General features: G+C 70.6%; 20 protein-coding genes and 1 pseudogene. 12 read left to right on the forward strand and 9 right to left on the reverse strand.

What is annotated here, in order from left to right; genetic code table 11:
* Positions 1 to 58: 58 nt before the first annotated feature.
* On the forward strand, positions 59 to 1,336 hold the full coding sequence (locus OG395_RS34930; RefSeq protein ID WP_327246478.1) for an MFS transporter: 1,278 nt from the start codon (positions 59 to 61) through the stop codon (positions 1,334 to 1,336).
* Positions 1,337 to 1,720: 384 nt separating this feature from the next.
* On the opposite strand, the gene OG395_RS34935 is transcribed toward OG395_RS34930, so the two are convergent.
* The 4 genes from OG395_RS34935 to OG395_RS34950 form a co-directional block, all read right to left on the reverse strand.
* The gene (locus OG395_RS34935; RefSeq protein WP_327246479.1) at positions 1,721 to 2,521 is read right to left on the reverse strand and encodes a VOC family protein; all 801 of its coding nucleotides are present in this window, start codon (positions 2,519 to 2,521) and stop codon (positions 1,721 to 1,723) included.
* A gap of 81 nt (positions 2,522 to 2,602) precedes the next feature.
* A complete protein-coding gene (locus OG395_RS34940; protein WP_327246480.1) occupies positions 2,603 to 3,961 on the reverse strand; it encodes a carboxyl transferase domain-containing protein in 1,359 nt (452 codons plus the stop codon).
* Complete coding sequence (locus tag OG395_RS34945; protein WP_327246481.1) at positions 3,954 to 5,435, reverse strand: acyl-CoA synthetase; 1,482 nt, start codon at positions 5,433 to 5,435, stop codon at positions 3,954 to 3,956. The genes OG395_RS34940 and OG395_RS34945 overlap by 8 nt, the downstream gene beginning before the upstream one ends.
* Before the next feature lie 138 nt (positions 5,436 to 5,573).
* Positions 5,574 to 6,827 carry a nitrate/nitrite transporter gene (locus OG395_RS34950; RefSeq protein WP_327246482.1) on the reverse strand — a complete coding sequence of 418 codons (1,254 nt, stop codon included), beginning with the start codon at positions 6,825 to 6,827 and terminating at the stop codon, positions 5,574 to 5,576.
* A gap of 120 nt (positions 6,828 to 6,947) precedes the next feature.
* Here OG395_RS34950 and OG395_RS34955 point away from each other — a divergent pair, with 120 nt between their 5' ends.
* Positions 6,948 to 7,379 (forward strand): Lrp/AsnC family transcriptional regulator, encoded by a 432-nt coding sequence (locus tag OG395_RS34955; protein ID WP_030925866.1) that lies wholly within the window; start codon positions 6,948 to 6,950, stop codon positions 7,377 to 7,379.
* On the opposite strand, the gene OG395_RS34960 is transcribed toward OG395_RS34955, so the two are convergent.
* The 3 genes from OG395_RS34960 to OG395_RS34970 form a co-directional block, all read right to left on the reverse strand.
* Positions 7,357 to 8,952, reverse strand: a complete 1,596-nt coding sequence (locus OG395_RS34960; RefSeq protein ID WP_327246483.1) for a GAF domain-containing protein — start codon at positions 8,950 to 8,952, stop codon at positions 7,357 to 7,359. The genes OG395_RS34955 and OG395_RS34960 overlap by 23 nt on opposite strands.
* A gap of 17 nt (positions 8,953 to 8,969) precedes the next feature.
* Positions 8,970 to 10,007, reverse strand: coding sequence for a rod shape-determining protein (locus OG395_RS34965; protein WP_327246484.1), 1,038 nt, complete (start codon positions 10,005 to 10,007; stop codon positions 8,970 to 8,972).
* 148 nt (positions 10,008 to 10,155) lie between these two features.
* The gene (locus OG395_RS34970; RefSeq protein ID WP_327246485.1) at positions 10,156 to 10,719 is read right to left on the reverse strand and encodes a hypothetical protein; all 564 of its coding nucleotides are present in this window, start codon (positions 10,717 to 10,719) and stop codon (positions 10,156 to 10,158) included.
* A 78-nt stretch (positions 10,720 to 10,797) separates the two neighbouring features.
* On the opposite strand from OG395_RS34970, the gene OG395_RS34975 reads away from it, so the two are divergent.
* Positions 10,798 to 11,691, forward strand: a complete 894-nt coding sequence (locus OG395_RS34975) for an SCO2400 family protein (protein WP_327246486.1) — start codon at positions 10,798 to 10,800, stop codon at positions 11,689 to 11,691.
* Positions 11,692 to 11,833: 142 nt separating this feature from the next.
* Here the strand turns inward: OG395_RS34975 and OG395_RS34980 are convergent, their stop codons facing one another.
* Positions 11,834 to 12,271: a MarR family winged helix-turn-helix transcriptional regulator gene (locus tag OG395_RS34980; RefSeq protein ID WP_327246487.1), complete on the reverse strand. Its 438-nt coding sequence runs from the start codon at positions 12,269 to 12,271 to the stop codon at positions 11,834 to 11,836.
* Between the two features lie 130 nt (positions 12,272 to 12,401).
* On the opposite strand from OG395_RS34980, the gene OG395_RS34985 reads away from it, so the two are divergent.
* From OG395_RS34985 to OG395_RS35025, 9 genes and pseudogenes are all read left to right on the forward strand, one after another.
* Entirely contained in the window at positions 12,402 to 13,421 is a 1,020-nt protein-coding gene (locus OG395_RS34985) for an NADP-dependent oxidoreductase (RefSeq protein ID WP_327246488.1), read from the forward strand.
* A gap of 88 nt (positions 13,422 to 13,509) precedes the next feature.
* On the forward strand, positions 13,510 to 13,938 hold the full coding sequence (locus tag OG395_RS34990) for an organic hydroperoxide resistance protein (RefSeq protein WP_327246489.1): 429 nt from the start codon (positions 13,510 to 13,512) through the stop codon (positions 13,936 to 13,938).
* 186 nt (positions 13,939 to 14,124) lie between these two features.
* On the forward strand, positions 14,125 to 15,471 hold the full coding sequence (locus OG395_RS34995; RefSeq protein ID WP_327246490.1) for an extracellular solute-binding protein: 1,347 nt from the start codon (positions 14,125 to 14,127) through the stop codon (positions 15,469 to 15,471).
* Positions 15,468 to 16,426 (forward strand): annotated as a pseudogene (locus tag OG395_RS35000) (carbohydrate ABC transporter permease). The gene OG395_RS34995 and the pseudogene OG395_RS35000 overlap by 4 nt, the downstream one beginning before the upstream one ends.
* Positions 16,423 to 17,304 (forward strand): carbohydrate ABC transporter permease, encoded by an 882-nt coding sequence (locus OG395_RS35005; RefSeq protein ID WP_327246491.1) that lies wholly within the window; start codon positions 16,423 to 16,425, stop codon positions 17,302 to 17,304. Before OG395_RS35000 ends, OG395_RS35005 begins: the two are co-directional and overlap by 4 nt.
* A gap of 29 nt (positions 17,305 to 17,333) precedes the next feature.
* Positions 17,334 to 18,308, forward strand: a complete 975-nt coding sequence (locus OG395_RS35010) for an arabinan endo-1,5-alpha-L-arabinosidase (protein ID WP_327246492.1) — start codon at positions 17,334 to 17,336, stop codon at positions 18,306 to 18,308.
* Between the two features lie 69 nt (positions 18,309 to 18,377).
* On the forward strand, positions 18,378 to 19,895 hold the full coding sequence (arfA, locus tag OG395_RS35015) for an arabinosylfuranosidase ArfA (RefSeq protein ID WP_327246493.1): 1,518 nt from the start codon (positions 18,378 to 18,380) through the stop codon (positions 19,893 to 19,895).
* Between the two features lie 111 nt (positions 19,896 to 20,006).
* Complete coding sequence (locus OG395_RS35020) at positions 20,007 to 20,795, forward strand: EI24 domain-containing protein (protein WP_327246494.1); 789 nt, start codon at positions 20,007 to 20,009, stop codon at positions 20,793 to 20,795.
* Between the two features lie 14 nt (positions 20,796 to 20,809).
* Positions 20,810 to 21,418: a LysE family translocator gene (locus OG395_RS35025; protein WP_266985987.1), complete on the forward strand. Its 609-nt coding sequence runs from the start codon at positions 20,810 to 20,812 to the stop codon at positions 21,416 to 21,418.
* 15 nt (positions 21,419 to 21,433) lie between these two features.
* Here OG395_RS35025 and OG395_RS35030 read toward each other — a convergent pair whose 3' ends face one another.
* A complete protein-coding gene (locus OG395_RS35030) occupies positions 21,434 to 23,380 on the reverse strand; it encodes a flavin monoamine oxidase family protein (RefSeq protein WP_327246495.1) in 1,947 nt (648 codons plus the stop codon).
* Between the last annotated feature and the right edge of the window lie 54 nt (positions 23,381 to 23,434).

A 23,434-nucleotide genomic window follows, 5' to 3' on the forward strand; every position in this document is an offset into this window, starting at 1 on the left:
TCCGCGGCAAGGGCGTCTCCGGGCGCGGGCGGGCGCCGACCGGTCGTTACCATCCGCTGTGACCGAAACGACCGAAGAACACGCCCAGCGCCTCCGCATACTCGCCGACCTGACCCCGCTTCGGACCTCGCTCGACTACCGCAGGCTCTGGTTCGGGAACACGGTCTCCTGGATCGGGCAGGGGATGACGGCGCTCGCCGTGTCCCTCCAGGTGTACGACATCACCGGATCCGCCTTCTCGGTCGGGCTGATCGGAATCTGTTCATTCCTGCCGCTGGTCGTCTTCGGTCTGTACGGCGGTGCCGTCGCGGACATCGTCGACCGTCGCAAGCTGGGGCTGGCCAGCTCGTCCGGTTCGTTCGTGCTCTCCGTCGCCCTGGTCGCCGCCACCGTCGCGGGGGTGGAGCAGGTGGGGCTGCTGTACGCCGTCGTCGCCCTTCAGGCGGTCTGTTTCGCGCTCAACTCACCGGCCCGCAGCTCGATGATCGCCCGGTTGCTGCCGGCCGAGCAGTTGCCCGCCGCCAACGCGCTCAACTCCATGACCAGCACCACCGGCGCGCTGGTCGGGCCGATGCTCGGCGGGCTCATCGTCGGCTGGTGGGGGTACCGGGCCGCGTACACCGTCGACGCCGTCACCTTCACTGCCTCGCTGTACGCGATGTGGCGGCTTCCCCCGATGCTCCCCGAACGGGGGGACGGTGCGGGGAAGGAGGGCGGGGAGAAGCGGGCGTCGGTCGCCGACGGGCTGCGCTTCCTGGGAGCGCGGCCCAATCTGCGGATGACCTTCTTCAGCGACCTGTGCGCCATGGTCCTGGCCCACCCGCGGGCCCTCTTCCCGGTCGTCGCCGTGGTCTGGTACGGCGGTGACGCGAAGACCACCGGGCTGCTGGTCGCGGCTCCGGCACTGGGGGCGTTGCTGGGCGGGGTGTTCTCCGGCTGGTTGGGCCGGATCAGGCGGCACGGGCTCGCGGTGATCGTCGCCGTGACGTGCTGGGGAAGCGCCATCGCCGTTTTCGGGCTGACTCGTCAGCTCTGGCTCGGACTGATCCTGCTGGCACTCGCCGGGTGCTCGGACACCATCTCGATGGTCTTCCGCAACACCATGCTCCAGGCGGCGGTGCCGGACGAGATGCGGGGGCGGCTGCAGGGCGTGTTCATCGTGGTGGTGGCCGGTGGGCCGCGGCTCGGCGACTTCCTGGCGGGCTCGGTCGCCGACCTGACGTCCCCGGCGGTGGCGGTCACCGGGGGCGGGATCGCATGCGTGGTCGCGGTGTCACTGCTCGCGCTGAGGTGGCGCGGGTTCACCCGGTACGACGCGCGCGATCCGCAGCCGTGACCGCTCGCTGTCGTGCACCAGGCCGTAAGGGCCGGGGCAGGGCTCGTCGGTGTTCGGCAGCGGTCTGCACGGCTGCCGGCCACCGCCCGTGCCGGGTGCGCAGCCGCCGTTCACCGAGGAGACAGCAGCCGGACGCCGACGGGCGGCGACCGGCTGCCCGCGAGCCGGACGGCCGGACTGTGCCGCCGTTCAGAGTGCCCGGCAGTAGGCTTCGCGGCGTCGCGGGGCCGGGGCACGCACCTCGCGGCGTTGTCGTCGATCACCAACTCCCCCGTAGCCCTGAAGGGGCATGGGGGACCCCCTTCGCGTCGGCTCGATCCTCCGCCTTGCGATGCACGCACCCCAGCCCCGCTCCTTCACCGTTGTGCCTACTGCCGGGCACTCTCAGGTGGTCGCGTCGGAGAACTCCGGCATGTCGCCCCCGGTCGTCTTGACATCGATCACCGAGAACGCCGCCCCCTGCGGGTCGCTCAGCGCGGCGAACCGGCCGAAGGGGCTGGTCATCGGCCCGAACCGGAGGATCGCCCCGCGCTCCGTCGCCTTCGCCACCGCCGCGTCGCAGTCCTCGACGGTGAAGTACACGTTGATGTACGGCGGGACCTCGGGCGGGAAGTCGTCCGTCATCTTCATCCGCCCCATGACCGGGTCGGCGCCCAGGTCGTAGAGGGAGAAGTCGATCGCGTCGTCCTTCATCCGCTTCACGTGGTACGGGAAGACGGCGGGGAAGAAGGTGTCCGCCTTCGCGGGCTCCCGGGTGAACACCTCCGACCAGCAGTAGGCACCGGGCGTGCCCTTGGCCTCGAATCCCTCGTGCTGCCCCGCCTGCCACACGCCGAACGTCACCCCGGCCGGATCGCGGGCCAGCAGCATCGAGCCGAAGTCGCCGACCTGCATCGGGTCCATCAGCACCTCGCCGCCGTTGTCACGGATCTTCGTGGCGGTGGCGGCGGCGTCGGGCGAAGCGAGGTACAGACACCACGCCGACTGGCCCTCCTGACCGGGCATGGGCGGTACGACGGCGGCCACCGCCTTGCCCTCCGCGTACGCCTGCGTGTAGTTGCCGAACTCCGACGACGCCTCGCTGAAGGTCCAGCCCAGTACGTCACCGTAGAAGCTCTTCGCCCCCTCGAGATCGGTGAACATGGCGTCCGCCCAGCACGGCGTGCCCTCCGGTTCTGCGGCCATCACTCTGCGCTCCTGACTCGATGGTTGGTCCGGTTTTTCACGCTAACCAGCCATCCGTCGCCCCGCGCGGTGGACTCGCCGTCAGAGGGGCGGTGCGTCAGGGGCCGCGATCCCGCGGGCGATGCCCAGCTCCACCAGGTCCTGGGGTCGAAGGCGTAGCTGGTCGGCCGTGGCGCGTACGGCGTCGGGGGAGCGCTTCAGGATGGCCGCCGCGAGCTCCGGGGCGATGACGGAAAAGTAGCTGTCCCGGGTGACGTACGTGTTGTCCGGCGCCGCCAGGGCCAGTGCGCCGCCCGAGCCGCCCTCGCCGATCACCAGGGTCGTCACGGGGACCCGGGCCTCGGCGATCGCCGCGAACGCGTCGGCGATGGCGGCTCCCGCGCCCGCCCGTTCCGCCTCGGCGTCGTTCGCCGCGCCCGGGGTGTCGACCAGGGTCAGGACGGGTACGCCGAGCCGGTCCGCCAGCCGGACCACCCGGGCCGCGGTGCGATAGCCCGCCGGGCGGGTCGCGGTGCCGCACTGGGCGACATACGCGATCGGTCGGTCGCCGCGCAGCCCGAACCCGCAGAGCAGCCCCGGATCCGTACCGCCGCAGCGGTCACCGCTGAGCGGCAGCAGGTGGTCGAAGTACGCGTCGAGATACGCCTCGGCACGCGGCCGGGCCGAGGAACGGGCCTGCCGCACGGCGTCCCAGCCGGTCGCGGGCAACCCGGCGTCCGAGAGGGCGTCCGGGACCGGTGCGGGCAGGAGGGGCGCGCCGCCGCCTGCCGCTCGCAGCGCGCCCAGCCACCGCCCCAGCGTCCCCGGAAGTTCGGCCGCGCCGACGATCGCATCGACGTGGCCCGTGACCAGCTGGCTCTCCGCCGTGTAGGCCGACGGGTCCGCGTCCGCCGGCCGCACGCGCGATCCGGCGAACCCGATCTGCGCCCCCGGCAGCGCCAGGATCACATCGGCACCGGCCCCCAGCGTGGCCCAGCCGCCGCCCGTCGTCGGGTCGCGCAGGACCGCGAGATGGGGCAGACCGGCCGCCCGCAGCCGGGACGAGGCGTGCGCCACCCGTTGGAGCTGGGTGAGTGCCACCATGCCCTCCTGCATCCGGCTGCCGCCCGTCGCGATCAGCGAGACGAGCGGCAGCCGACGGCTGCGGGCGGTCTCGTACGCGGCTTCCAGCCGGTCCCCGGTGCGCTGACCCAGCGAGCCGCCGAGGAAGCCGAACTCGAACGAGATCAGGACGCACGGGTGGCCGCCGACGGTGGCGAGACCGTGGACGACGGACTCCTCCTCACCGGTGCGGTCCGTCGCACGAGCCCGGGAGTCCGCGTAACCGGACCAGGAGAGCGGACCGTCTGCCGGTATCTCCGCGCCGGGCGGGGCGACGGCCTCGACGAAGTCCTCGCCGACCGCCGCGATCGCCTGCCGCGCCGTCAGCCGCCTACGCACCGAGGGACCGCTTCATGATCTTGCCCATGTCGTTGCGGGGCAGCGCCTCCAGATAACGGACCGTGCGAGGCCGCTTGTGCGGGGCGAGCTGAGCCGCCACGTGGTCCGCCAGCTCGGTCTCCGTGGGCGGCGCGCCCGGATCGGACGGGACCACCCAGGCGACGATCCGCTCGCCCAGATCCGGGTCCGGCTCCCCGGTGACGGCGGCCTCGCGCACGGCCGGGTGGTCCAGGAGCGCGTTCTCGATCTCGCCCGCGCCGATCTTGTAGCCCCCGCTCTTGATCAGGTCGGTCGCCTTGCGGCCGACGATCCGTACACAGCCGTCCGTGTCGAGGGTCGCCATGTCGCCCGTGCGGAACCAGCCGTCCTCGGTGAACGCGGCCGCCGTCGCGTCGGGGCGGTTCAGATAGCCGGTGAAGACGTTCGGGCCGCGCACCTGGATCTCGCCCACCGCGCCCTCTGCCGTCGGGTCGGCGAGCGGGGCGCCGTCCTCCTCGACCAGCCGGAGTTCGACGCCGGGCAGGGGTGCGCCGACCGTCCCGGGTCGCGGTTCGCCGTCCGCGCGGACACCGGTGTTCATCAGGGTCTCCGTCATGCCGTACCGCTCGACGACGCCGCGTCCGGTCGCCGCCGCGATCCGCTCGTGGTCATGGACGGGCAGCGCAGCCGACCCCGAGACCAGCAGCCGCGCCCCTGCGAGCGCCTTCGCCAGCCCGGCGGCGTCCGGCGCCGAACCGTCGCCGAGGGTCTCGGCCAGCCGGTGGTACATCGTCGGTACGCCGAACAGCATCGTGCCGCCGGCCCTCAGCTCCCGGGCCACACCCTCGGCGGAGAACCGCCCCAGATGACGCACCGAACCGCCCCGGCGCAGCGGACCCAGGACGCCGAGGATCAGACCGTGCACATGGAACAGCGGCAGGGCATGGACGAGGACGTCGTCCCCGGTCCACTGCCAGGCGTCCTCAAGCGCGTCCAGGGAGGCGGCGATCGCCCGGCGGGGCAGGATCGCGCCTTTTGGGGGGCCCGTGGTGCCGGAGGTGTAGACGATCAGCGCGGGGGACTCGGGGGAGGGCTCGAGGAAGCCACCGCCGTTCACCGCCGTTGCCGACGCCGACGTGTCGACATCCGTACGGTCCAGCGCGTCCAGCGCGGGCGGGAGCACATCGCCCGCTCCGGCCAGCACCGCCGACGCGGCGCTGTCGGCGACGATATGGGCCAGTTCCCGCTCGCCCGTCCTCGGGTTGAGGGGCACGGCGGGCACCCCGGCCCGCAGCGCCGCCACCACCGCGACCACGGTCTCCGGGGTCGGTGTGGCCCAGACGGCCACCCGGCCGGTGCCCGCGAGCCGCGCGGCGAGGGCGTCCGAGGCGGCGGCCAACTGTGCGTACGTCAGGGTGCGCTCGCCGAACCGGACGGCTTCCCGGGCAGCTGCAGGGCCGGAACCGTCCTGCAGCGCAGGCAGAAGAGGAGTCACCCTCCCGACCCTAACGACCTCCCGCGGGGGCGGCCGTAAGAGCTGTCCCCTCCTCCCTGGGGGTGCGCGGATGGCGGGCAGTCCTCAGAGCGTGTCGGGTGACCTCTGATCGGGCGGCCAGGGTCACCCGACAGGCTCTCAGCCGGTCCCGCTCCGTCCCGGCCCTGATCCGCCGGACGGCCGCTCGTCCCGCTTGATGTTCCGCATGCGCCCGTATGCGTACACACACCCGGCCAGTGCCAGGTCGGACAGCAGCATGAAGCCGATCGAGTACGAGCCCTTCGCGCTGTAGATCGCGCCCATCACCAGCGGAGGGACGAAGCCGCCGAGTCCGCCCATCGCGCCGACGATCCCGGTGACACTGCCCACCTTCGGCTGCGGTGTCACCTGCGAGACGAGGGCGAAGATGCTGCCGCTCGACGTGCCGAGACCGGCCGCCATGCAGAGCAGCGCGATCGTGCCGCCGGGTGCCAGCTTCGGGTCGAAGGCCTGGACGATCGCCATCAGCGCGGCCAGCCCCAGCGCCGCCGAGGTGACCAGCGCCGGGTGGACGCGGTCCGACAGCCAGCCGCCGATCGGCCGGAAGATGACGGTGACCAGCGCGAACCCGGCGGCCTTTGTGCCGGCGTCGGTCGGCGAGAGGTCGTACCAGGTCTTCAGATACGTGGGCAGATAGACGCCGAACGCCACGATGCCGCCGAAGCCGATCGCGTACAGCACGGAGAGTTCCCAGGTGACCCGCAGCCGCCCGGCCTCGCCCAGCCGGTGGGCGAGCGAGTCGGTCGGTACCTTTCGGTCCGGGTGGTCGCTGACCAGCACCGCGGCCAGGGCCGCGTACGCCACCAGCGCCACGGCGACCACGAGGAACGGGAGGTTGTCGCCGTGCTCGGCGATCCGCGGGGTGAAGTACCCGGACAGGGCCACTCCGCCCATGCCCATGCCGAACACACCGAGCGCGGCCCCGCGCTGTGCCGGCGGGAACCACGAGTTGACCAGCGGGATGCCGATTGCGAACGTCGTGCCGCCCAGCCCCAGCAGAAAGCCCACGGCGAGCATCGCGCCGTACGAGTCCTTCGCCGGGATCAGCAGCAGTACGGGGATGATGGTCAGCGCCGAGACCAGCGGAAACATCAGCCGGGCGCCGTATTTGTCGGTGAGCGCCCCTGCCGGGATCCGTCCCAGCGAACCGACCAGAACCGGCACGGCGACCAGCACCGACTGCTCGAACGAGTTCAGCCCGAGCCGTTCCTTGAAGGCCCCTGACAACGGCGAGATCAGGTTCCAGGCCCAGAAGGTGAGCCCGAAGCCGATCGTGGCCATCGCGAGATTGCGGTAGGCCGCGGCGGACTGCTTGGCGGCCGGAGCGGGGGACTGCTTCACGGCTGTTTCCACCCTGTCAGTCAAGGCCGTACCAGCAGTGGTGGGCCTGCCGACGTACTCCATGTGGGGGCACGGGCACCCGACCCCGGGTCTCCGCAGTCGAAATCTCGCACAAGCTGCGACAATCGCGGTATGGACCGTCTGGACAGGGAAATCCTCAGCGTCCTCCAGGAGGACGCGCGGATCTCGTATCGCGATCTGGGGGTACGGGTCGGCCTCAGCGCCAACGCCGCGGCCGACCGGGTGCGCCGGCTGCGCCGCGACGGCGTCATCCGCGGCTTCACCGTGATCATCGACCCGGCCGCCGACACCCGGACGGGCCTGGTCGTCTTCATCGACGTGACACTGCGTATCGACACGACCAACGAGGTGTTCGAACGCGCGGTGCTCGCGCTGCCCGGCATCACCGAAGTGGTGCATGTGACGGGCGGCCACGACTATCTCGTACGCGCCACCGTCGCCGACACCGCCGCCTTGGACGGACTGCTGCGCAGGCTCAAGCGTGAGGCGGGTGTCGCTCACTCCAGCACCCGGGTCGCGCTCAGAGCGGCGCCTGCCAGGTGACGGTCGTCGAGCGCGAGCCGTCCTCGGCGCGCCCGTTGTCGGCAACCACCAGCTGGACCGCGGACCGTCCGTCCGGAAGCCGCGCCGTCGCATCCACCTCCACCTCTATGGCCGACACCCCGGCCCGCCGGTGCGCCGCCGCCAGGGCGCCCCGCAGCGCCGCGAGGAGCTGCTGGTCCACCGGTTGCCGCACCAGGGCGTCCACCGCCCCGGAGAACTGCACCGACGGCTGGAATCCGAGCACGGCGGCCGCGCCCCGGGTCTCCCGCAGCACCCGGCCGCGGAACGTGGAGGGTGCCTCGGTGGGCGGCTGCTGGAGGGCGAAGATCGCGGTCCGTACTTCCTGAATGGTGGAGTCCAGCTCGTCGACGGCCCGGCTGAGCAGCTCGTCCGTCTCCGGTGCGGCGGCCCGGCGGCGGGTCGATTCGAGCATCATTTCCGTCGCGAAGAGCCGCTGGACGACGAGATCGTGCAGATCGCGGGCGATCCGGTCACGGTCCTCGTACACCGCGAGCTGTTCCCTGTTGTGCTGGGCGTCCGCCAGCACCAGGGCGAGCGCCGCCTGCGAGGCGAACTGGGAGGCCAGCAGCCGGTCCACCGCCGTGTACGGCGCGCCACCGCGCCGTCGGGGCAGAGCGAGCGTGCCGATGAGCCGCCCGCCGCTCTGCAACGGCAGCATCATGCTGGGACCGAACCGGGACCGTACATGCGTCGTCATCCGCGGATCGGTCGCCGAGTCGTCGATGAAGACCGGCTCACCGCCCAGCAGCTGCACCAGTACGGGGGAGCCGGGCTCGATGGTGGTGCCGACGATGCCGGCCGGGTCGTCGAGCGTGGACGCGGTGACGATCTCCATGCCGCCGTCCGCGGTCGGATGGAGGATCACCCCGGCCGAGGCGTCGGCGAGGATCCTGGCCCGCTCGGCGACGGTCATCAACGCGTCGTCCGCGTTCGTGCCGCTCAACAGGGCCGTGGTGACGGCTGCCGCGCCCTCGATCCAGCGCTCCCGCTGCCGGGCCGCCTCGTACAGCCGGGCGTTGGCGATCGCGATCCCGGCCTGCGAGGCGAGGATCTGGAGCAGCGCCACGTCCGCATCGGTGAAATGCCCGGTGATCTTCTCCGTGAGATAGAGATTGCCGAACACCTCGTTGTGCACCCGGATCGGGGCCCCGAGGAAGGAACGCATCGGCGGATGGCCGGGCGGCACACCGCAGGAGCGCGCATCGGCGGGCAGGTCGTCGGAGCGCAATGGCTGCGGATCGTCGATGAGCACGCCGAGCAGCCCCGAGTGCCCGTCCGGGAAGCTGCCGATACGCTCCCGTTCGGCGTCGGTCAGACCGGAGGTGAACAGCTCGGTGATGGCGCCGGCCTCGGGATCGAGGACGCCGAGTGCTCCGTACCGCGCCCCGGTGAGTGTGGTGGCGGTGTCCACGATCTGCCGCAGCGTGGCCCGCAGTTCGAGATCGGTGCCGAGGCTGAGCACCGCGTCCAGCAGCATCGGCAGCCCGGGAGGTCTGCCGTCGGAGCGGTCCGCCGCCGGCCCGTCCGCAGCGCCCCGGTCCTCGTGCGTCATACGCCGCCCCGTGGTCGTCAGGCGGCCAGCGGGTTGAGGACCAACGGCTCGATCTTGCCGTCCAGCATGGCGCCGAGCCCCAGGACGGAGCAGACGTCGGGGCGCTCGGCGATCTGCACCGGCATGCCCGTCGCATCACGCAGCATCTGGTCGAGTCCCGGCAGCAGCGCGCTGCCGCCGACCATGATGATTCCGCGGTCCGCGAGATCGGCCACCAGGTCGGGCGGGCAGTCGCGCAGCACCTTGCCGAGGCCGTCGTGGACCGCGGTCAGCGGGGTCTGGATGGCCTGCCGCACGGCGGCGGTGTCGACGTGCACCGAGCGGGCCAGACCTGTCACCACGTCACGGCCGTGGATCTCGGTCGTCGCGGGGCCGTACGGGGTCAGACCGTTGCCGCTGAGCGCCAGCTGCAATGGACGTACCGACTGACTCGGCAGCATCAACTCGTGGTGCTGGCGCAGATGCTGGATCACCGCGTGGTCGATGGCGTCGCCGCCGATCGGGATCCGCGCGGCCGTGACGATCGAGCCGAGCGAGAGCACCGCGATCTGCGTGGTCGCCGCCCCGCACACCATGATCATGCTCCCGACCGGCTGCTCGACCGGGAGCCCGCAGCCGACGGCCGCCGCGATCAGTGTGTCGACCAGCTCGACCCGCCGGGCGCCGAGCCCGACCAGGGTCTCGACGGCGGCCCGCTGGGCGAGGGGATCGCTGTCGTGCGGGGTGCAGGCGGCCGCCCGCAGCCGCGGCTTGCGGCGCAGCTGGCGGCGGAGCTTCTCGCCGAGCAGATGGCGGAGCATGCGCTGGGCCATCTCGATGTCGATGACGGTTCCGCCGGAGACCGGGCGTGCCACCCGGATGTAGTCGGGAGTGCGGCCCGTCATCTGCTCGGCGAGCTCACCGACGGCGATGAGCGAGCCGGTACGGGTGTTCACTGCGGCGGCGCTCGGCTCGTCGACGACGAGCCCGAGCCCCTTGACGTACACGCGGGTACGGGCGGCCCCGAGGTCGACGGCGACATGGCAACGGCGCAACTGCTCAAGACTGACGGTCACGGCAGGTTCTCCCGAGAGCGCTGATGGGGATGCCGGCGGCAGCCGGCCCTCTCTGCATCGTGCGCCGTCCGGACGAATCGCGCGCGTTGGGATGAGCCGGAGGGAGTATGGAGCTGACGGGTCGACAGATGTGGGCGGCGCGCCGGAGTCAGCCGGGCAGCAGTCGCTGGAACAGCCCCCAGGTGAATTCGGCAACGTACGGCGCACCCGTCACGGGGTCGGTGATCGCCAGCGCCCAGCGGGTCGGTGCGCTGCCCTCCATCGGGCGGGCCGGCGCGAAGGCACGCGCCACCTCCTCGACGGTGCACGACCAGGGGCGCAGATCCTCGACGGTGCGCAGCTCAGGGCCGGCCGCCCCCGGGGCTCTGACCAGCCATTCGTTCCATACGGCCGCGCCGGGCGCGACCATCACCTCGAACCGCAGATCCGGCCAGAGCGGCACCGGCCAGAGCAGGGCATCGCACTCCAGGTCGCCGATCCGGCGGGGTACGGAGGACTCGGGTTCGCCCAGCACCGAGCGGTAGCGGCGCAGCGAACCGCGGCCGCGGGGCGCGCGCACCATCGCCTGCCAGCGGCGGTTCGCCTCCCGCATCTCGGAGAGCGAGGCGCTCAGTTCGTGCCGGGCATCCTCGACGAGGCCCGGTTGGTGGTCGGCCATACGGCGCAGCAGGACGAGCTGGAATTCGAGCGGACCGAAGGGAGCAGTGGTCATGGAATCAACGCTTCCACACAGGATCCTCACCTGAGCGGCTTTCTCTGTTGTCCTATCGGCGCATAATCTGCGGGCGCCATGGATTACTGTCACCCGTGTCAGCGGCATCTCAACGGAGCCCTCGCCTGTGCCGGGTGCGGAACCCCTGTCGAGGCGCTGAGCCACTACGTCACGCCCGTCCTCTCCGGCCACGAACCGGACGCGGAGCGCGAGAAGACCGCACCGCCCCTGCCGGCCGGACGCCGCCGCCGGTCCCGCGGCGCCGCCGAACCTGCGCGCGGCGGGCATGCGCGCGGATCCCGGGGCGCGCGCGCTCCGGGCGGCTCGCGCAGCGGTGGCCGGGCGGAGAGTGGCGGCGGCGACGGACCGGGCGGCCGGGACCAGCGGGGTGGCCGGGGCAATCGACGCGGCCGGGAAGGGCGAGGCGTCAAGGAGGGCCGTGGCCGTCGTTCGCGTCGCCGCCGCGGCCGTACGGCTCTGCTCGCCGTCCTCGGAGTCGTGCTCGCCGCCGGTGTCCTGAGCTTCGCCCGGCTGGCCATCGAGCCGAATGGCGACGACCACGCCTCCGACTACGTACGCGAGGCCACCGACGTCACGACCGAACCGGCACCGGACCCCTCGTCGAGCCACGACATCGACGGTCCCGGACCGGTGGACGGTCCCTCCGTGGTCCCGGCCACCGATGCGCACACCTCCGGCACCGGCCGTCCGGCCGCCTCGACCGGCACCGGGGCGCCAGGAGGCGAGGGCTCCGCCCCGCCCGAGGCCACCACCACGCCCTCCGACGACGCCGGCTCCGCCATGGAGCCGCCGTCCGGACCGAGTCCTTCGGGGACGCCTCGCGACCCGGCGGAGTCGGGGCAGCCCACCGGCACCGCGTCGCCGCCCCGGAATCCGGCGCCACCCACACCCACACCCACGCCCAGCCCGACCAGGACGGAGACGTGCTGGTTCCTGTTCTTCTGCTCCTAGTGCCCCTCCCGGCGGGCTTTGCCCCGTCGCACCGCCCGGCACGCCCTCCCCCAAGGCCGTAAGGGCCAGGGGGACCCCCTTCCGCGTCGGCCAAGCCGGTCGCGGCACTAGAAGGGCGTCCGCGGCCCGGGGCCGGGGCCTCCTAGGACTCCGCGTCCACGCCCAGCATCCGCCGCAGCAGATCCCGCAGCACCGCGCGGTCCGTGTCCGACAGTTTCGCCAGGGGCTCCCGGGCGAAACTGAGCGACTCGCGCAGCTGCCGCGCGGTGTCGATGCCCTTCTCCGTCGGGGCGGCCAGTTTCACCCGCCGGTCGGCCGGGTCGGGCCGGCGCTCGACCAGGCCGCGAGTCTCCAGCCGGTCGATGATCCCCGTCACGTTCGACGGCTCGCACTTCAGCTTCTGGGCGATCCTGCGCATCGGCATCGGCTCCAGGGAGAGCAGTCCCAGGACTCTGGCCTGCGCGCCGGTCAGTGAGTGCGCGGCCGCGGCCTGGTCGTACTCCTCGTAGTAGCGCGCCACGACAGTGCCGATGAGCTCGACGACTTCGAGGGTCAGTGGGTCTGTTCGCGTGGTGGCCATGACACTCAGGATACCCGGTTACTTGACAACATGAAATATTCAGGAGCATGGTTGTTTCACGTCATGAAGCTTTTCTCCGCCGCGGGAACGCTTCCCCCACCCGTTAAGACATTGAGGAGACCCCGAGCCCATGTCTGCAGCACTTCCCACGTCCAGCCGTGAATGGCACCTCGTCGCCCGCCCCCACGGCTGGCCGAAGGCCGAGGATTTCGCGCTGCGTGAGGCCCCGGTCACCGCTCCCGGCGAGGGTCACATCCTCGTCCGCAACCTGCACTTCTCCGTCGACCCGTACATGCGGGGCCGGATGAACGACGTGAAGTCGTACGTCCCGCCCTTCAAGCTGGACCATCCCATGGAGGGTGGCGCGGTCGGCGAGGTCATCGCCTCCAACGCCGAGGGGATCGCGGTCGGCGACCACGTCCTGCATGGTCTGGGCTGGCGCGAGTACGCCGACGTCCCCGCCGAGCACGCCGTGAAGGTCGACCCGGACCTGGCCCCGCTCTCCGCCTACCTCGGCGTGCTCGGCATGACCGGGCTCACCGCCTACGCCGGCCTCTTCGAGGTCGCGTCCTTCAAGGAGGGCGACGCCGTCTTCGTTTCCGGCGCCGCCGGTGCGGTCGGCAGCCAGGTCGGCCAGATGGCCAAGCTCAAGGGTGCCTCGCGGGTCATCGGCTCGGCCGGATCCGACGAGAAGGTCAAGCTCCTCGTCGAGGAGTACGGCTTCGACGCGGCGTTCAACTACAAGAACGGCCCGGTCGCCGAGCAGTTGCGCGAGGCCGCCCCCGACGGCATCGACGTCTACTTCGACAACGTCGGAGGAGAGCACCTCGAAGCGGCGCTCTCCTCGCTCAACGTGCACGGCCGCGCCACCATGTGCGGAATGATCGCCCAGTACAACGACACCGAGCCGGTCCCGGGCCCGCGCAACCTCGCCCTGGTCATCGGCAAGCGGTTGCGCCTGCAGGGCGTGCTCGTCGGCGATCACACCGCGCTCCAGCCGCAGTTCGTCCAGGAGGTCGCCGGCTGGCTGGCCTCGGGCGAGCTGAAGTACAGCGAGACCTTCGTCGAGGGCATCGAGAACGGCTTCGACGCGTTCCTCGGTCTGATGCGCGGCGAGAACACCGGAAAGATGATCGTCTCCCTCGCCTGAAAGCCACTCCCGGGCACCCGTTAGTCTCATCGCAGGCCGTCGCGATCGTGGGCGCGAGTCGCGGCGCTACAGCAGAGGAACCCTCAGCATGACCATTCAGGACATAACCGTCGCGTACACCGCTGTCGCCACCGCGGAGAACGGCCGTGACGGCCGCGTCTCCTCCGACGACGGCCGGCTCGACGTCGTCGTCAACCCGCCGAAGGCGCTGGGTGGCAGCGGTGCGGGCACCAATCCGGAGCAGCTCTTCGCGGCCGGCTACAGCGCCTGCTTCCAGGGCGCTCTCGGTGTTGTGGCCCGCCAGGAGAAGGCCGACATCTCCGGCTCCACCGTGACCGCCGCCGTCTCCATCGGCAAGACCGCCGAGGGCGGCTTCGGCCTGGAGGTCGCGATCTCCGCGACCATCCCGAACGTCGACACCGCCACCGCGCAGTCGCTCATCGACAAGGCCCACCAGGTGTGCCCGTACTCGAACGCCACGCGCGGCAACATCAAGGTCGAGTTGTCGGTCGTCTGATCGCCCGTATGACTCGTACGTGACCGAGGGCCGCACCCCCGCCAGGGTGCGGCCCTCGTTTTTGTTCGATATCCCGGACATTGTTCGGAATTCTTGCGCGACCCATTGACGCGCAAGCGCTTCGATTTTACGGTCCGTTCGAAGTTACGGGCAGCATTCGGGATTTCGAATAAGTGAGGGCGGGGAATGGGACGACCTGGCCTGAATCGCAGGCAACTGATCACGGGGCTGGGCGGGTTGGCCGTCGCCGGCAGCTTCGGCTTCGCGGCGCTGGGCAGCGGTGCGGACGCCCTCGCGTCGAGCGCGGCCTCCCGGGTCCGCTACTGGAATCTCTTCAGCGGCGGCGACGGCTCCAACATGATCGCGATGCTGGACGCCTTCCGTAAGGCCAACTCCGGTATCGCGGTGAAGGACGCGACCCTCCAGTGGGGCAATCCGTACTACACCAAGCTCGCCATGGCGGCCGCCGGCAGCCGCGCTCCGGACCTCGCCGTGAGCCACCTGGGACGTGTCGCGGGCTTCGCGCCGGGACGGCTCCTGGACCCCTGGGACACGGACCTGCTCGCCAAGTTCGGCGTACGCGAGCAGGACTTCAACCCGGCGCTGTGGAAGCGCGCCGTCATCGACGGCAAGTTGTACGCGCTGCCGCTCGACATCCACGTCCAGCTGAACTTCTATCGCAAGGACGTCCTCAAGAAGGCCGGCCTGCTCGGCGACGACGGCCTCATCGTGCCGATCGCCTCCACCAAGGAGTGGTTCGACGCACTCAAGGCCGCCAAGAAGGCCACCAAGAGCGGGCTGCAGACCGTCGGTATCCACGCCAACGACCAGAACTTCGCCTGGTGGTTCTTCGTCGCCTTCTACACCCAGCTCGGCGGAACCTACTTCGACGACGCGATGACCGAGGTCGCCTTCGACGAGGACAAGGCCACCCAGGTCCTGGAGTTCCTTCGGCAGCACGTCGCCGACGGGTACGCCACCGCGGGCGCGGCCGATGCCGAGCAGTTCATGAACGGCTCACCGTTCACCTGGGAGGGCAACTGGTCGGTCCCCGTCTACACGGGCGCGAAGATCGAGTACGGCGCCGCCCCGCTGCCGCCGGTCTTCGGCAAGCAGGCGACCCACGCCGAGTCGCACTCCTTCGTCCTGCCGCACCAGTCGGACCGAGGCGGCTCCTCCGACGAGGGCGCGCACCGACTGGCCGCGTACATCGTCAAGAACGCCCTGGCCTGGGCGGCGGGCGGGCACATCCCCGCGTACACGCCGACCCTCGGATCCGCCGCGTACAAGAAGCTCACGCCACAGAACGAGTACGTCTCCGCCATGGATCACCAGGCGACGGAGCCGAAGGCCTGGTTCTCGGGCTCCACCGGGACGCTCGCCGCCCGTATCGGGCCGGTCGTGGCCTCCTCCACCCTCGGCTCGGCCAAGCCCGCCGCGGCCGCCCACCGCATGAAGAACGTCCTGGAAACGCTCCTGGCCATGAAGAACCCGATGGATGGCAGGACCGCCGCGCAGGGAGGTGCCGCATGACGACGACAAGCGCCGAGGCCGCTCTCGCGCCCGCTTCGAAGTCGATACGTTCCGTCAGCTCGGGGGATACGGAGAGCGCGCGGGCCCGGGTGGGGCGGGCGCTCCAGCACGGCGGTTGGTTCGTCGCGCCGTTCCTCGTGCTGTTCGCGCTGTTCGTGATCTGGCCGGTCCTGCGCGGCGTGTATCTGAGCTTCACCGACGCCAACGTCTCCGGCGTCGGTGCGAACTTCGTCGGCTGGGACAACTACCGCGAGGCGTTCGACGACCCGCTGGTGTGGGACTCCCTCGGCCACAGCGCCTACTTCACGCTCCTGGTCGTACCCTGCATCACGGTCCTCGCCTTCCTGATGGCGATGCTCGCCCACCACATCGAGCGCGCCAGATGGCTGTGGCGGCTGTGCTTCTTCGCCCCGTTCCTGCTGCCGTCGACGGTCGCGAGCAACCTGTGGCAGTGGCTGTTCAACCCCGGCACCGGGATGGTCAACTACGTCCTCGGCATCGACACGCCCTGGCTCACCGACAAGTCCACGGCCATGCTCGCCGTCGTCATCACCACCCTGTGGTGGACGGTCGGCTTCAGCTTCCTGCTCTACCTGGCCGCGCTCCAGACCATCCCGGACCACCTCTACGAGGCGGCCAAGCTGGACGGCGCCAACGCCTGGCACCGCATGGTGCACATCACCGTGCCGATGCTGCGCAACATCACCGGGCTCGTCATCGCCCTGCAGATCCTCGCCTCGCTCCAGGTGTTCGACCAGGCGGTCGTGATCTATGACTTCGGCCCGGGCCCCGAGGAATCGACCCGCACCTTCGTCCAGTACACCCTCGAAGAGGGCTTCACCAGCTACCGCGTGGCTACGCCTCCGCGATCTCCATCATCTTCTTCGTGATCATCGCGGCCGTCGCCCTCGGGCGCATGTGGCTGCTGCGCAAGCGTGAGGAGGGCGTGCGATGACCGCCACGCAGATCCGTGTCAAGACCGGCCCGGTCGGGGCGGGCAAGGTCCGCAAGCCATGGACCGCCGGCCAGATCGTCCTCACCGTGGTCGGCGTCGCCGTCTCCGCGGTGTGGGTGGCCCCGCTGGCCTGGGCGCTGTTCACCTCCCTGAAGTCGGAGACCGAAGCCGTCGAGGTGCCGCCGCACTGGCTGCCGAAGGTGTGGACCGCCCAGGCGTGGAAGGCCATCTTCGAGACCGGCAACATCACCAACTGGTTCGTGAACTCGCTCGTCGTCTCGGTCTGTGTCACGGTCATCGTGCTGCTGGTCAGCGCGCTCGCCGGATACGGCTTCGCACGCACCGAGTTCCGCGGCAAGGGCGCCCTGATGGGCCTCGTCATGGCCGGACTGATGGTCTCGCCGGCGGTGCTCGGCGTACCGCTGTTCAGCACCGTCCAGTCGATGGGCATGGTCGACACCTACTGGGGCATGATCCTGCCGCAGTGCGCGCCCGCCGCGATGGTCTACATCCTCTACAAATTCTTCCAGGGGATTCCGAGGGAGCTGGAGGAGGCCGCCTTCATCGACGGCGCCGGTCGCTGGCGGGTGTTCTTCACCATCATCGTGCCGCTGTCCCGGCCCTCCCTCTCCGCGGTCGGCATCTTCACCTTCATCGCGTCCTGGAACAACTTCCTGTGGCCGTACATGGTGACCAACAACCCCGACCTGATGACCATGCCGAACGGCATCGCGACCGTGATGAATTCCTACGGCATCCAGTGGGCCCAGCTCATGGCCGGCGGCCTGATGGCCGGCCTGCCGCTGATCATCGTCTTCGTCTTCTTCCAGCGTCAGATCGTCAGCGGCGTCGCCCACACCGGCCTGGCCGGGCAGTGACCCGTACCGAGACCCCGGAGGCAGTTCCCGTGTCCCGTACCCGACTCAGAGGCGCCGCCGTCCTGGCCGCCGCGCTGCTCGCGCTCGTCCCGAGCGGTGCGGGCGCGGCCGGCTACCCCGACCCGCTTCCGGTGGCCGGCGACACCGTCGTCCACGACCCCACCATGATCCGTCTCCAGGACGGGAGTTACGTCGCCTACTCCACCCACGGCCGGCTGGAGGCCCGGGTCTCCAACGACCGTACGCACTGGCGGCGTGCGGGCGACGCCTTCGACGCCGTGCCCGGATGGTGGTACGACTACTCGGCCGACGGCGACCCGTGGGCCCCCGAGATCTCCTACCGCGACGGCCGCTACTGGCTGTACTACACGGTCTCCAAGTGGGGCTCCAACCAGTCCGCGATCGGCCTCGCCACCAGCGCCACCGGCCGGCCCGGCAGCTGGCAGGACCGGGGTATCGTCTTCGCCTCCACGACCACGGACACCTACAACGCCATCGACCCCGCCGTCATCGCGGACAAGGGCAGGCTGTGGATGGCCTTCGGCTCGTACTGGTCGGGCATCCGCATGGTCCGCCTCGACCCGCGCACCGGGCTCGCCGACCCGGCGGACACCGAGGTCCGGCACCTGGCGACCCGGCCCGACCTGCCGTACGCCGTCGAGGCGCCGACCGTCGTCAAGCACGGCCGCTACTACTACCTGCTCGCCTCGTACGACGCCTGTTGCTCCGGGCTGAGCGCCACGTACAGGATCAAGGCGGGCCGCTCGGCCTCCGTCACCGGTCCGTACGTGGACAGCAAGGGGGTACCGATGCTGGAGGGCGGCGGTGATCTGCTGCTGGCCGCGCACGGTTCGTACATCGGCCCCGGCGGCCAGTCCGTCATGAAGGACCACGGCCGGGACGTGCTCGTCTACCACTACTACGACGGCGAGGACAACGGCGTCCCCAAGCTCGGCCTGAACGAACTGCGCTGGAGCCGCGACGGCTGGCCCGTCGTGGGATGACCCCGCACACGCACAGTCCTGCTCATTTTCTCGACCGATGGCCGAGATACCGAACACACCGAGGAAGTCATGACCCGCACCGCGCGCTTCACCCTCGACCCGGCGTTCACCGTCGGTGACGTCGCCCCCCGCCTCTTCGGCTCCTTCGTCGAGCACCTCGGCCGCTGCGTCTACGACGGCATCGTCGAGCCCGGCCACCCGGCCGCCGACGAGGCCGGCCTGCGTACGGACGTCCTCGAACTGATCCGTGAGCTGGGCGTCACCGCCATCCGCTACCCCGGCGGCAACTTCGTCTCCGGCTACCGCTGGGAGGACAGCGTCGGCCCCGTCGACGAACGCCCGCGCCGCCTCGACCTGGCCTGGCGCTCCACGGAGACGAACCGCTTCGGGCTCTCCGAGTACATCGCCTTCCTGAAGAAGATCGGCCCCCAGGCCGAACCCATGATGGCCGTCAACCTCGGCACCCGGGGCGTTCAGGAAGCCATCGAACTCCAGGAGTACGCCAACCACCCGGCCGGCACCGAACTCTCCGACCGTCGCATCGCACACGGCGACAAGGACCCCTTCGGTATCAGACTCTGGTGCCTGGGCAACGAGATGGACGGTCCGTGGCAGACCGGCCACAAGACCGCCGAGGAGTACGGGCGGCTCGCCGCCGAGACGGCGCGGGCGATGCGCCAGATCGACCCGTCCGTCGAACTCGTCGCCTGCGGCTCGTCCGGCCGGTCCATGCCGACCTTCGCCGAGTGGGAGGCGACGGTCCTCGCCGAGACGTACGACCTTGTCGACTACGTCTCGCTCCACGCCTACTACGAGGAACTCGACGGCGACCGCGACTCGTTCCTCGCATCCGCCGTGGACATGGAGTCCTTCATCGAGAGCGTTGTCGCCACCTGCGACCACGTCGGGGCCCGCCTCAAGTCGTCGAAGAAGATCAACCTCTCCTTCGACGAGTGGAACGTCTGGTACATGAGCCGCACCCAGAAGGAGGCCGAGGAGAACCCGCTCGACTGGCCCGAGGCACCGCGCCTGCTGGAGGACAACTACACGGTCACGGACGCCGTCGTCTTCGGCACGCTGCTCATCGCGTTGCTGCGCCACGCGGACCGGGTGACCGTCGCCTGCCTCGCCCAACTGGTCAATGTGATCGCCCCGATCATGACGGAGCCCGGTGGACCCGCCTGGAAGCAGACCACGTTCTTCCCCTTCGCCCAGGCCGCGGCCCACGGGCGGGGCCAGGTCCTCGACGTGCGGGTCGACTCGCCCACGTACGAGACGGCGAAATACGGTGAGACGGACCTGCTGCACGCCACCGCGGTCCGTGACCCGCAGACCGGCGCGGTCACGGTCTTCGCGGTCAACCGGAGCCAGGACGCGGAGCTTCCGCTCGAAGTCGCCCTGCACGGACTCGACCTGACGGCCATTGCCGAACACCAGGTCCTCGCCGACCGGGACCCGGACGCCCGCAACACCCTCACCGACCCGGAACGCGTCACCCCGCACCCGGCGGACGGCACCACGCTCGACGGCGGCGTGCTGCGGGCGACGCTGGAACCGATGTCCTGGAACGTGATCCGCCTGACCTGAGCGCGGCAGAGGCCGAGCCCGTCCGGAGTTCGAGGACAAATCGTCCCGTCGGACGGGCCCGGCCCCGACTCCCCGGTCACCGGCGTCCGCCGCCGCCAGTACGCTGACGCCATGCGTGATCTAGGGGCGGGTTTCAGCTATTTGATCAAGGGGCAGCGCTGGGTGGCCCGGCACGGACGATGGTTCGGCTTCGGTCTGATCCCCGGCCTCATCACACTCGTCGTGTACGCGGGGGCGCTCATCGGTCTCGGCTACGGCGCCGACGACCTCGTCGCCTGGGCGACCCCGTTCGCCGCCGACTGGTCCAGCCCCTGGCTCGGTCTTCTCCGCACCACGCTCACCGTGCTGGTCTTCGCGCTCGGCCTCTTCCTCGCCGTGATCACGTTCACCGCCGTGACGCTGCTGGTCGGCCAGCCGTTCTACGAGTCGCTCTCCGAGGAGGTCGACCGCACGGAGGGCGGCGAGGTCCCCGAGTCCGGGCTGCCGCTCTGGCGCGAGCTGTGGATCTCCGCCCGTGACAGCATCCGCATCCTGGTGCGTGTCACCCTCTACGCCGTCCTGCTCTTCGCCCTCGGATTCATCCCGGTCGTCGGCCAGACCGTGGTCCCCGTCATCGGCTTCTGCGTCACCGGCTACTTCCTCGCCGAGGAACTCACCGCCGTCGCGCTCCAGCGCCGTGGCATGGTCCTGGCCGACCGGCTCGTCCTGCTGCGCGGCCGCCGCATGCTGATCCTCGGCTTCGGCGTACCGCTGGGGCTCGCCTTCCTGGTCCCGTTCGTCGCCGTGTTCCTGATGCCGGGCGCCGTCGCCGGGGCCACCCTGCTTGCCCGGGACCTGGTGGCGCCGCCCGCCGACGACGAGGACGTGTCCCCGTCCCCGTACAGCGTCAACACGGACTGAGGAGACCTGAGCCCATGACCGAGATCATCGCCGTCGCCGTCATCACCGTTCTCGCCGTCATCAGCCCGGGCGCCGACTTCGCGATGGTCGTGCGCAACAGCTATCTCTACGGCCGGACGACCGGGCTCCTCGCCGCCGCCGGTGTCGCCGCGGGTGTCCTGGTCCATGTCACGTACACCATGCTCGGCGTCGGGCTGCTGATCGCGTCCTCGACCGTCCTGTTCACCGCGATCAAGCTGGCGGGTGCGGCGTATCTCGTCTACATCGGGGTACGGACCTTCTTCGCCCGCAACGACCTCGCCGTCGACCTGGAGTCGAAGCCGGGACTGAGCCGCCTCGGGGCTCTGCGCACCGGCTTCCTCACCAATGCGCTGAACCCCAAGACCACGCTCTTCGTCGTGTCGACGTTCACCCAGGTCGTCGGACCCGACACCGGCCTGTGGCGGCAGGCCGGCTACGGGCTCTTCATGTCCCTCGCCCATCTCGGCTGGTTCGGACTGGTCGCGCTGTTCTTCTCGCACGCCCACCTGCGCACCGCGATGCTGCGATGGCAGAAGGTCCTCAACCGGGGCATCGGATCGGTGCTCGTCGGACTGGGCGTCACGCTGGGCCTCGCCCGCTGAGGTCCGCGGCGAACGTCAGCTCGTGTGCACTTCCAGCGCCGTGCGGACAGCCGACTCCAACGCCCCTTCGATCCAGGCGGGCTTGATCGAGGTGTGGCAGCCCGCGAAGTGCAGCGGCCCCTCGACCGAGCGCACATCGGCGAACAGCTCGGTGTGCTGGCCGGGCAGCAGCACCGACGCCTCGCCGTACGCGTACGGGTCGCGCATCCACGACTGGGTGGCACCGACCCCCGTGTAGAAGACCTCGATGCGCTGCCCGTACACGTCCTGCACGCCGCCCAGGGCGTGCGGGTAGCGCTCGTCGTCGTCCAGGGAGTCCCATTTCAGTGCGTCGTCGGCCCAGCTGTACGAGGCGAGGAGGACACCACCCTTGCTTCCGTCGACCGGGTGGGAGGGCTGGAACATGAAGCGGTTGGCGTTGTCCGTGACGGATCCGCCGCCGATGACATGCGCCGCCTCGGGCTGGTCGCGGGCGGCCGCGCGGTACGCCGCATAGTGCACGCGCTGGTTGGGCGGCAGATGTCCGGGCGGTACGGAAGGGTGCGCGCCGAGCAGTGAACCGTCGGCCGGCGCCTTGCCGAGCCGGTACGCGTCGTACAGACCGGGCCGGATCCTCTCCAGCTCGGCCTTCCAGTCCTTCTCCTCGAACTCCCACCAGCGGAGGCTGAATTCGAGGAGCACCTTGGTGGCCGCGTCGTAGTGGATCTCGGTGATCGCGCGCCGCTTGCCGTACGAGAGCGCGGGCGTGACCGGGATGTGACGCAGCCCGGAGAACGGCACGGTGACGATCGCCCGGTCGCCGGTGAACGTCTCCCGCACGACCTTGCCGTTACGGCCCTCGGACACCGTCTCGACCCGGACGCTGTCGGCTTCGTAGCTGATCCTGGCGGCTCGGCGGTCCAGCCGCACCAGGTCCTTCACCCGTGCGTACATCGCGTCGGCCAGGGTCGCCGTGCCGTCGGGCAGCTCGTAGAACGCGGTGTCCGGGCTGATCAGGGAGGCTCCGATGAAGCTGTGCACAAAGGCGAGATGGAGCCGCGAGGTGAGGTTCTCGACCGTACCGATGAGGTCGATGGTGCGCTCGTCGAGCTTGGCCGCCTCGGTCAGGAAGCGGAACATCGACCAGTGTCCGTACCGCTGGATGACCCGGGCCCAGCCCTCGACGAGCTCCCGGCCCTCCTTGCCCTCGAACTCCCTGCGTACGGGCGCGAAGGCCTCCCGCACGATGGTCGAGGCGGTCTTGTTCTCGAACTCCGCGGGGACCCCGAAGGAGCGGTTGAGCGCCTGCGGCTTCTTCGCGTAGTCCGCCTTGCGGACTCGGATGCCGTTGACGTGGATCCAGGTGTGGTTGACGGGCCCTCCCGCACCGTCGACATCGACGAGGTAGAAGCGGCGGCGCTTCAGATCGAAGCTGTCCATGAGCCCGGTGACGAGCGGGTGGCTGTCGGGGATCCGCATCGCCCCGGCCTCGGCGTACTGCTTCGAGTCGGCGAACGGCGCCTTCGCCTTCTCGTGGCCGCCCTTGCGGAAGGTCTTGATACGGCCGCCGACCCGGTTGCCGTTGGCCTCGATCACGGTGACGGTGTGCCCGGCGCTGCTGAGCAGATGGGCGGCGGTCAGCCCGGCCGGACCCGCACCGATGATCAGCACCTTCTTGGGAGGCTTGAGGCTGCGCGGCAGGCCCTTGGAGAGCAGGACGTCGCGGTAGTGCGGCACCAGCGGCTCGTCCTGCTCGTCGCGCACGAGGATGGCGCGGGCGACGGTCAGGCAGGCGTTCCAGTCGGAGCCGGGGGCCGCCTCGGGGGCCGCAGGGGCGGCAGGCGTCGCGAGGGAGCCGGGGGCGGCCGCGCTCGCCGAGGTCACGCCGTTCGTGGCGAGGGCGGTGGCGCCGACGGCGGCACCCGCGATCATGCTGCGCCGCGAGGGCGGGGCAGAGGTCTCTTCGGCTGGCTTGTCAGTCATGCGGACACCCTGGGGGGCGCGGAACGGAGCGCGTTGCCCGGACGCGCGTAGACC

This window comes from Streptomyces sp. NBC_01320 (assembly GCF_035974375.1).
GTDB classification, from domain to species: domain Bacteria; phylum Actinomycetota; class Actinomycetes; order Streptomycetales; family Streptomycetaceae; genus Streptomyces; species Streptomyces yanii.

Excerpts from the sequence above, each read along its gene's own strand:
- OG395_RS35005 (WP_327246491.1), top strand. The coding sequence starts at position 16,423 with ATGACCGCCACGCAGATCCGTGTCAAGACCGGCCCGGTCGGGGCGGGC.
- arfA (WP_327246493.1), top strand. The coding sequence starts at position 18,378 with ATGACCCGCACCGCGCGCTTCACCCTCGACCCGGCGTTCACCGTCGGT.
- OG395_RS34990 (WP_327246489.1), top strand. The coding sequence starts at position 13,510 with ATGACCATTCAGGACATAACCGTCGCGTACACCGCTGTCGCCACCGCG.
- OG395_RS35025 (WP_266985987.1), top strand. The coding sequence starts at position 20,810 with ATGACCGAGATCATCGCCGTCGCCGTCATCACCGTTCTCGCCGTCATC.
- OG395_RS34955 (WP_030925866.1), top strand. The coding sequence starts at position 6,948 with ATGGACCGTCTGGACAGGGAAATCCTCAGCGTCCTCCAGGAGGACGCG.
- OG395_RS34975 (WP_327246486.1), top strand. The coding sequence starts at position 10,798 with ATGGATTACTGTCACCCGTGTCAGCGGCATCTCAACGGAGCCCTCGCC.
- OG395_RS34960 (WP_327246483.1), bottom strand. The coding sequence starts at position 8,952 with ATGACGCACGAGGACCGGGGCGCTGCGGACGGGCCGGCGGCGGACCGC.
- OG395_RS34985 (WP_327246488.1), top strand. The coding sequence starts at position 12,402 with ATGTCTGCAGCACTTCCCACGTCCAGCCGTGAATGGCACCTCGTCGCC.
- OG395_RS35020 (WP_327246494.1), top strand. The coding sequence starts at position 20,007 with ATGCGTGATCTAGGGGCGGGTTTCAGCTATTTGATCAAGGGGCAGCGC.
- OG395_RS34980 (WP_327246487.1), bottom strand. The coding sequence starts at position 12,271 with ATGGCCACCACGCGAACAGACCCACTGACCCTCGAAGTCGTCGAGCTC.
- OG395_RS34970 (WP_327246485.1), bottom strand. The coding sequence starts at position 10,719 with ATGACCACTGCTCCCTTCGGTCCGCTCGAATTCCAGCTCGTCCTGCTG.
- OG395_RS34935 (WP_327246479.1), bottom strand. The coding sequence starts at position 2,521 with ATGGCCGCAGAACCGGAGGGCACGCCGTGCTGGGCGGACGCCATGTTC.
- OG395_RS34995 (WP_327246490.1), top strand. The coding sequence starts at position 14,125 with ATGGGACGACCTGGCCTGAATCGCAGGCAACTGATCACGGGGCTGGGC.
- OG395_RS35030 (WP_327246495.1), bottom strand. The coding sequence starts at position 23,380 with ATGACTGACAAGCCAGCCGAAGAGACCTCTGCCCCGCCCTCGCGGCGC.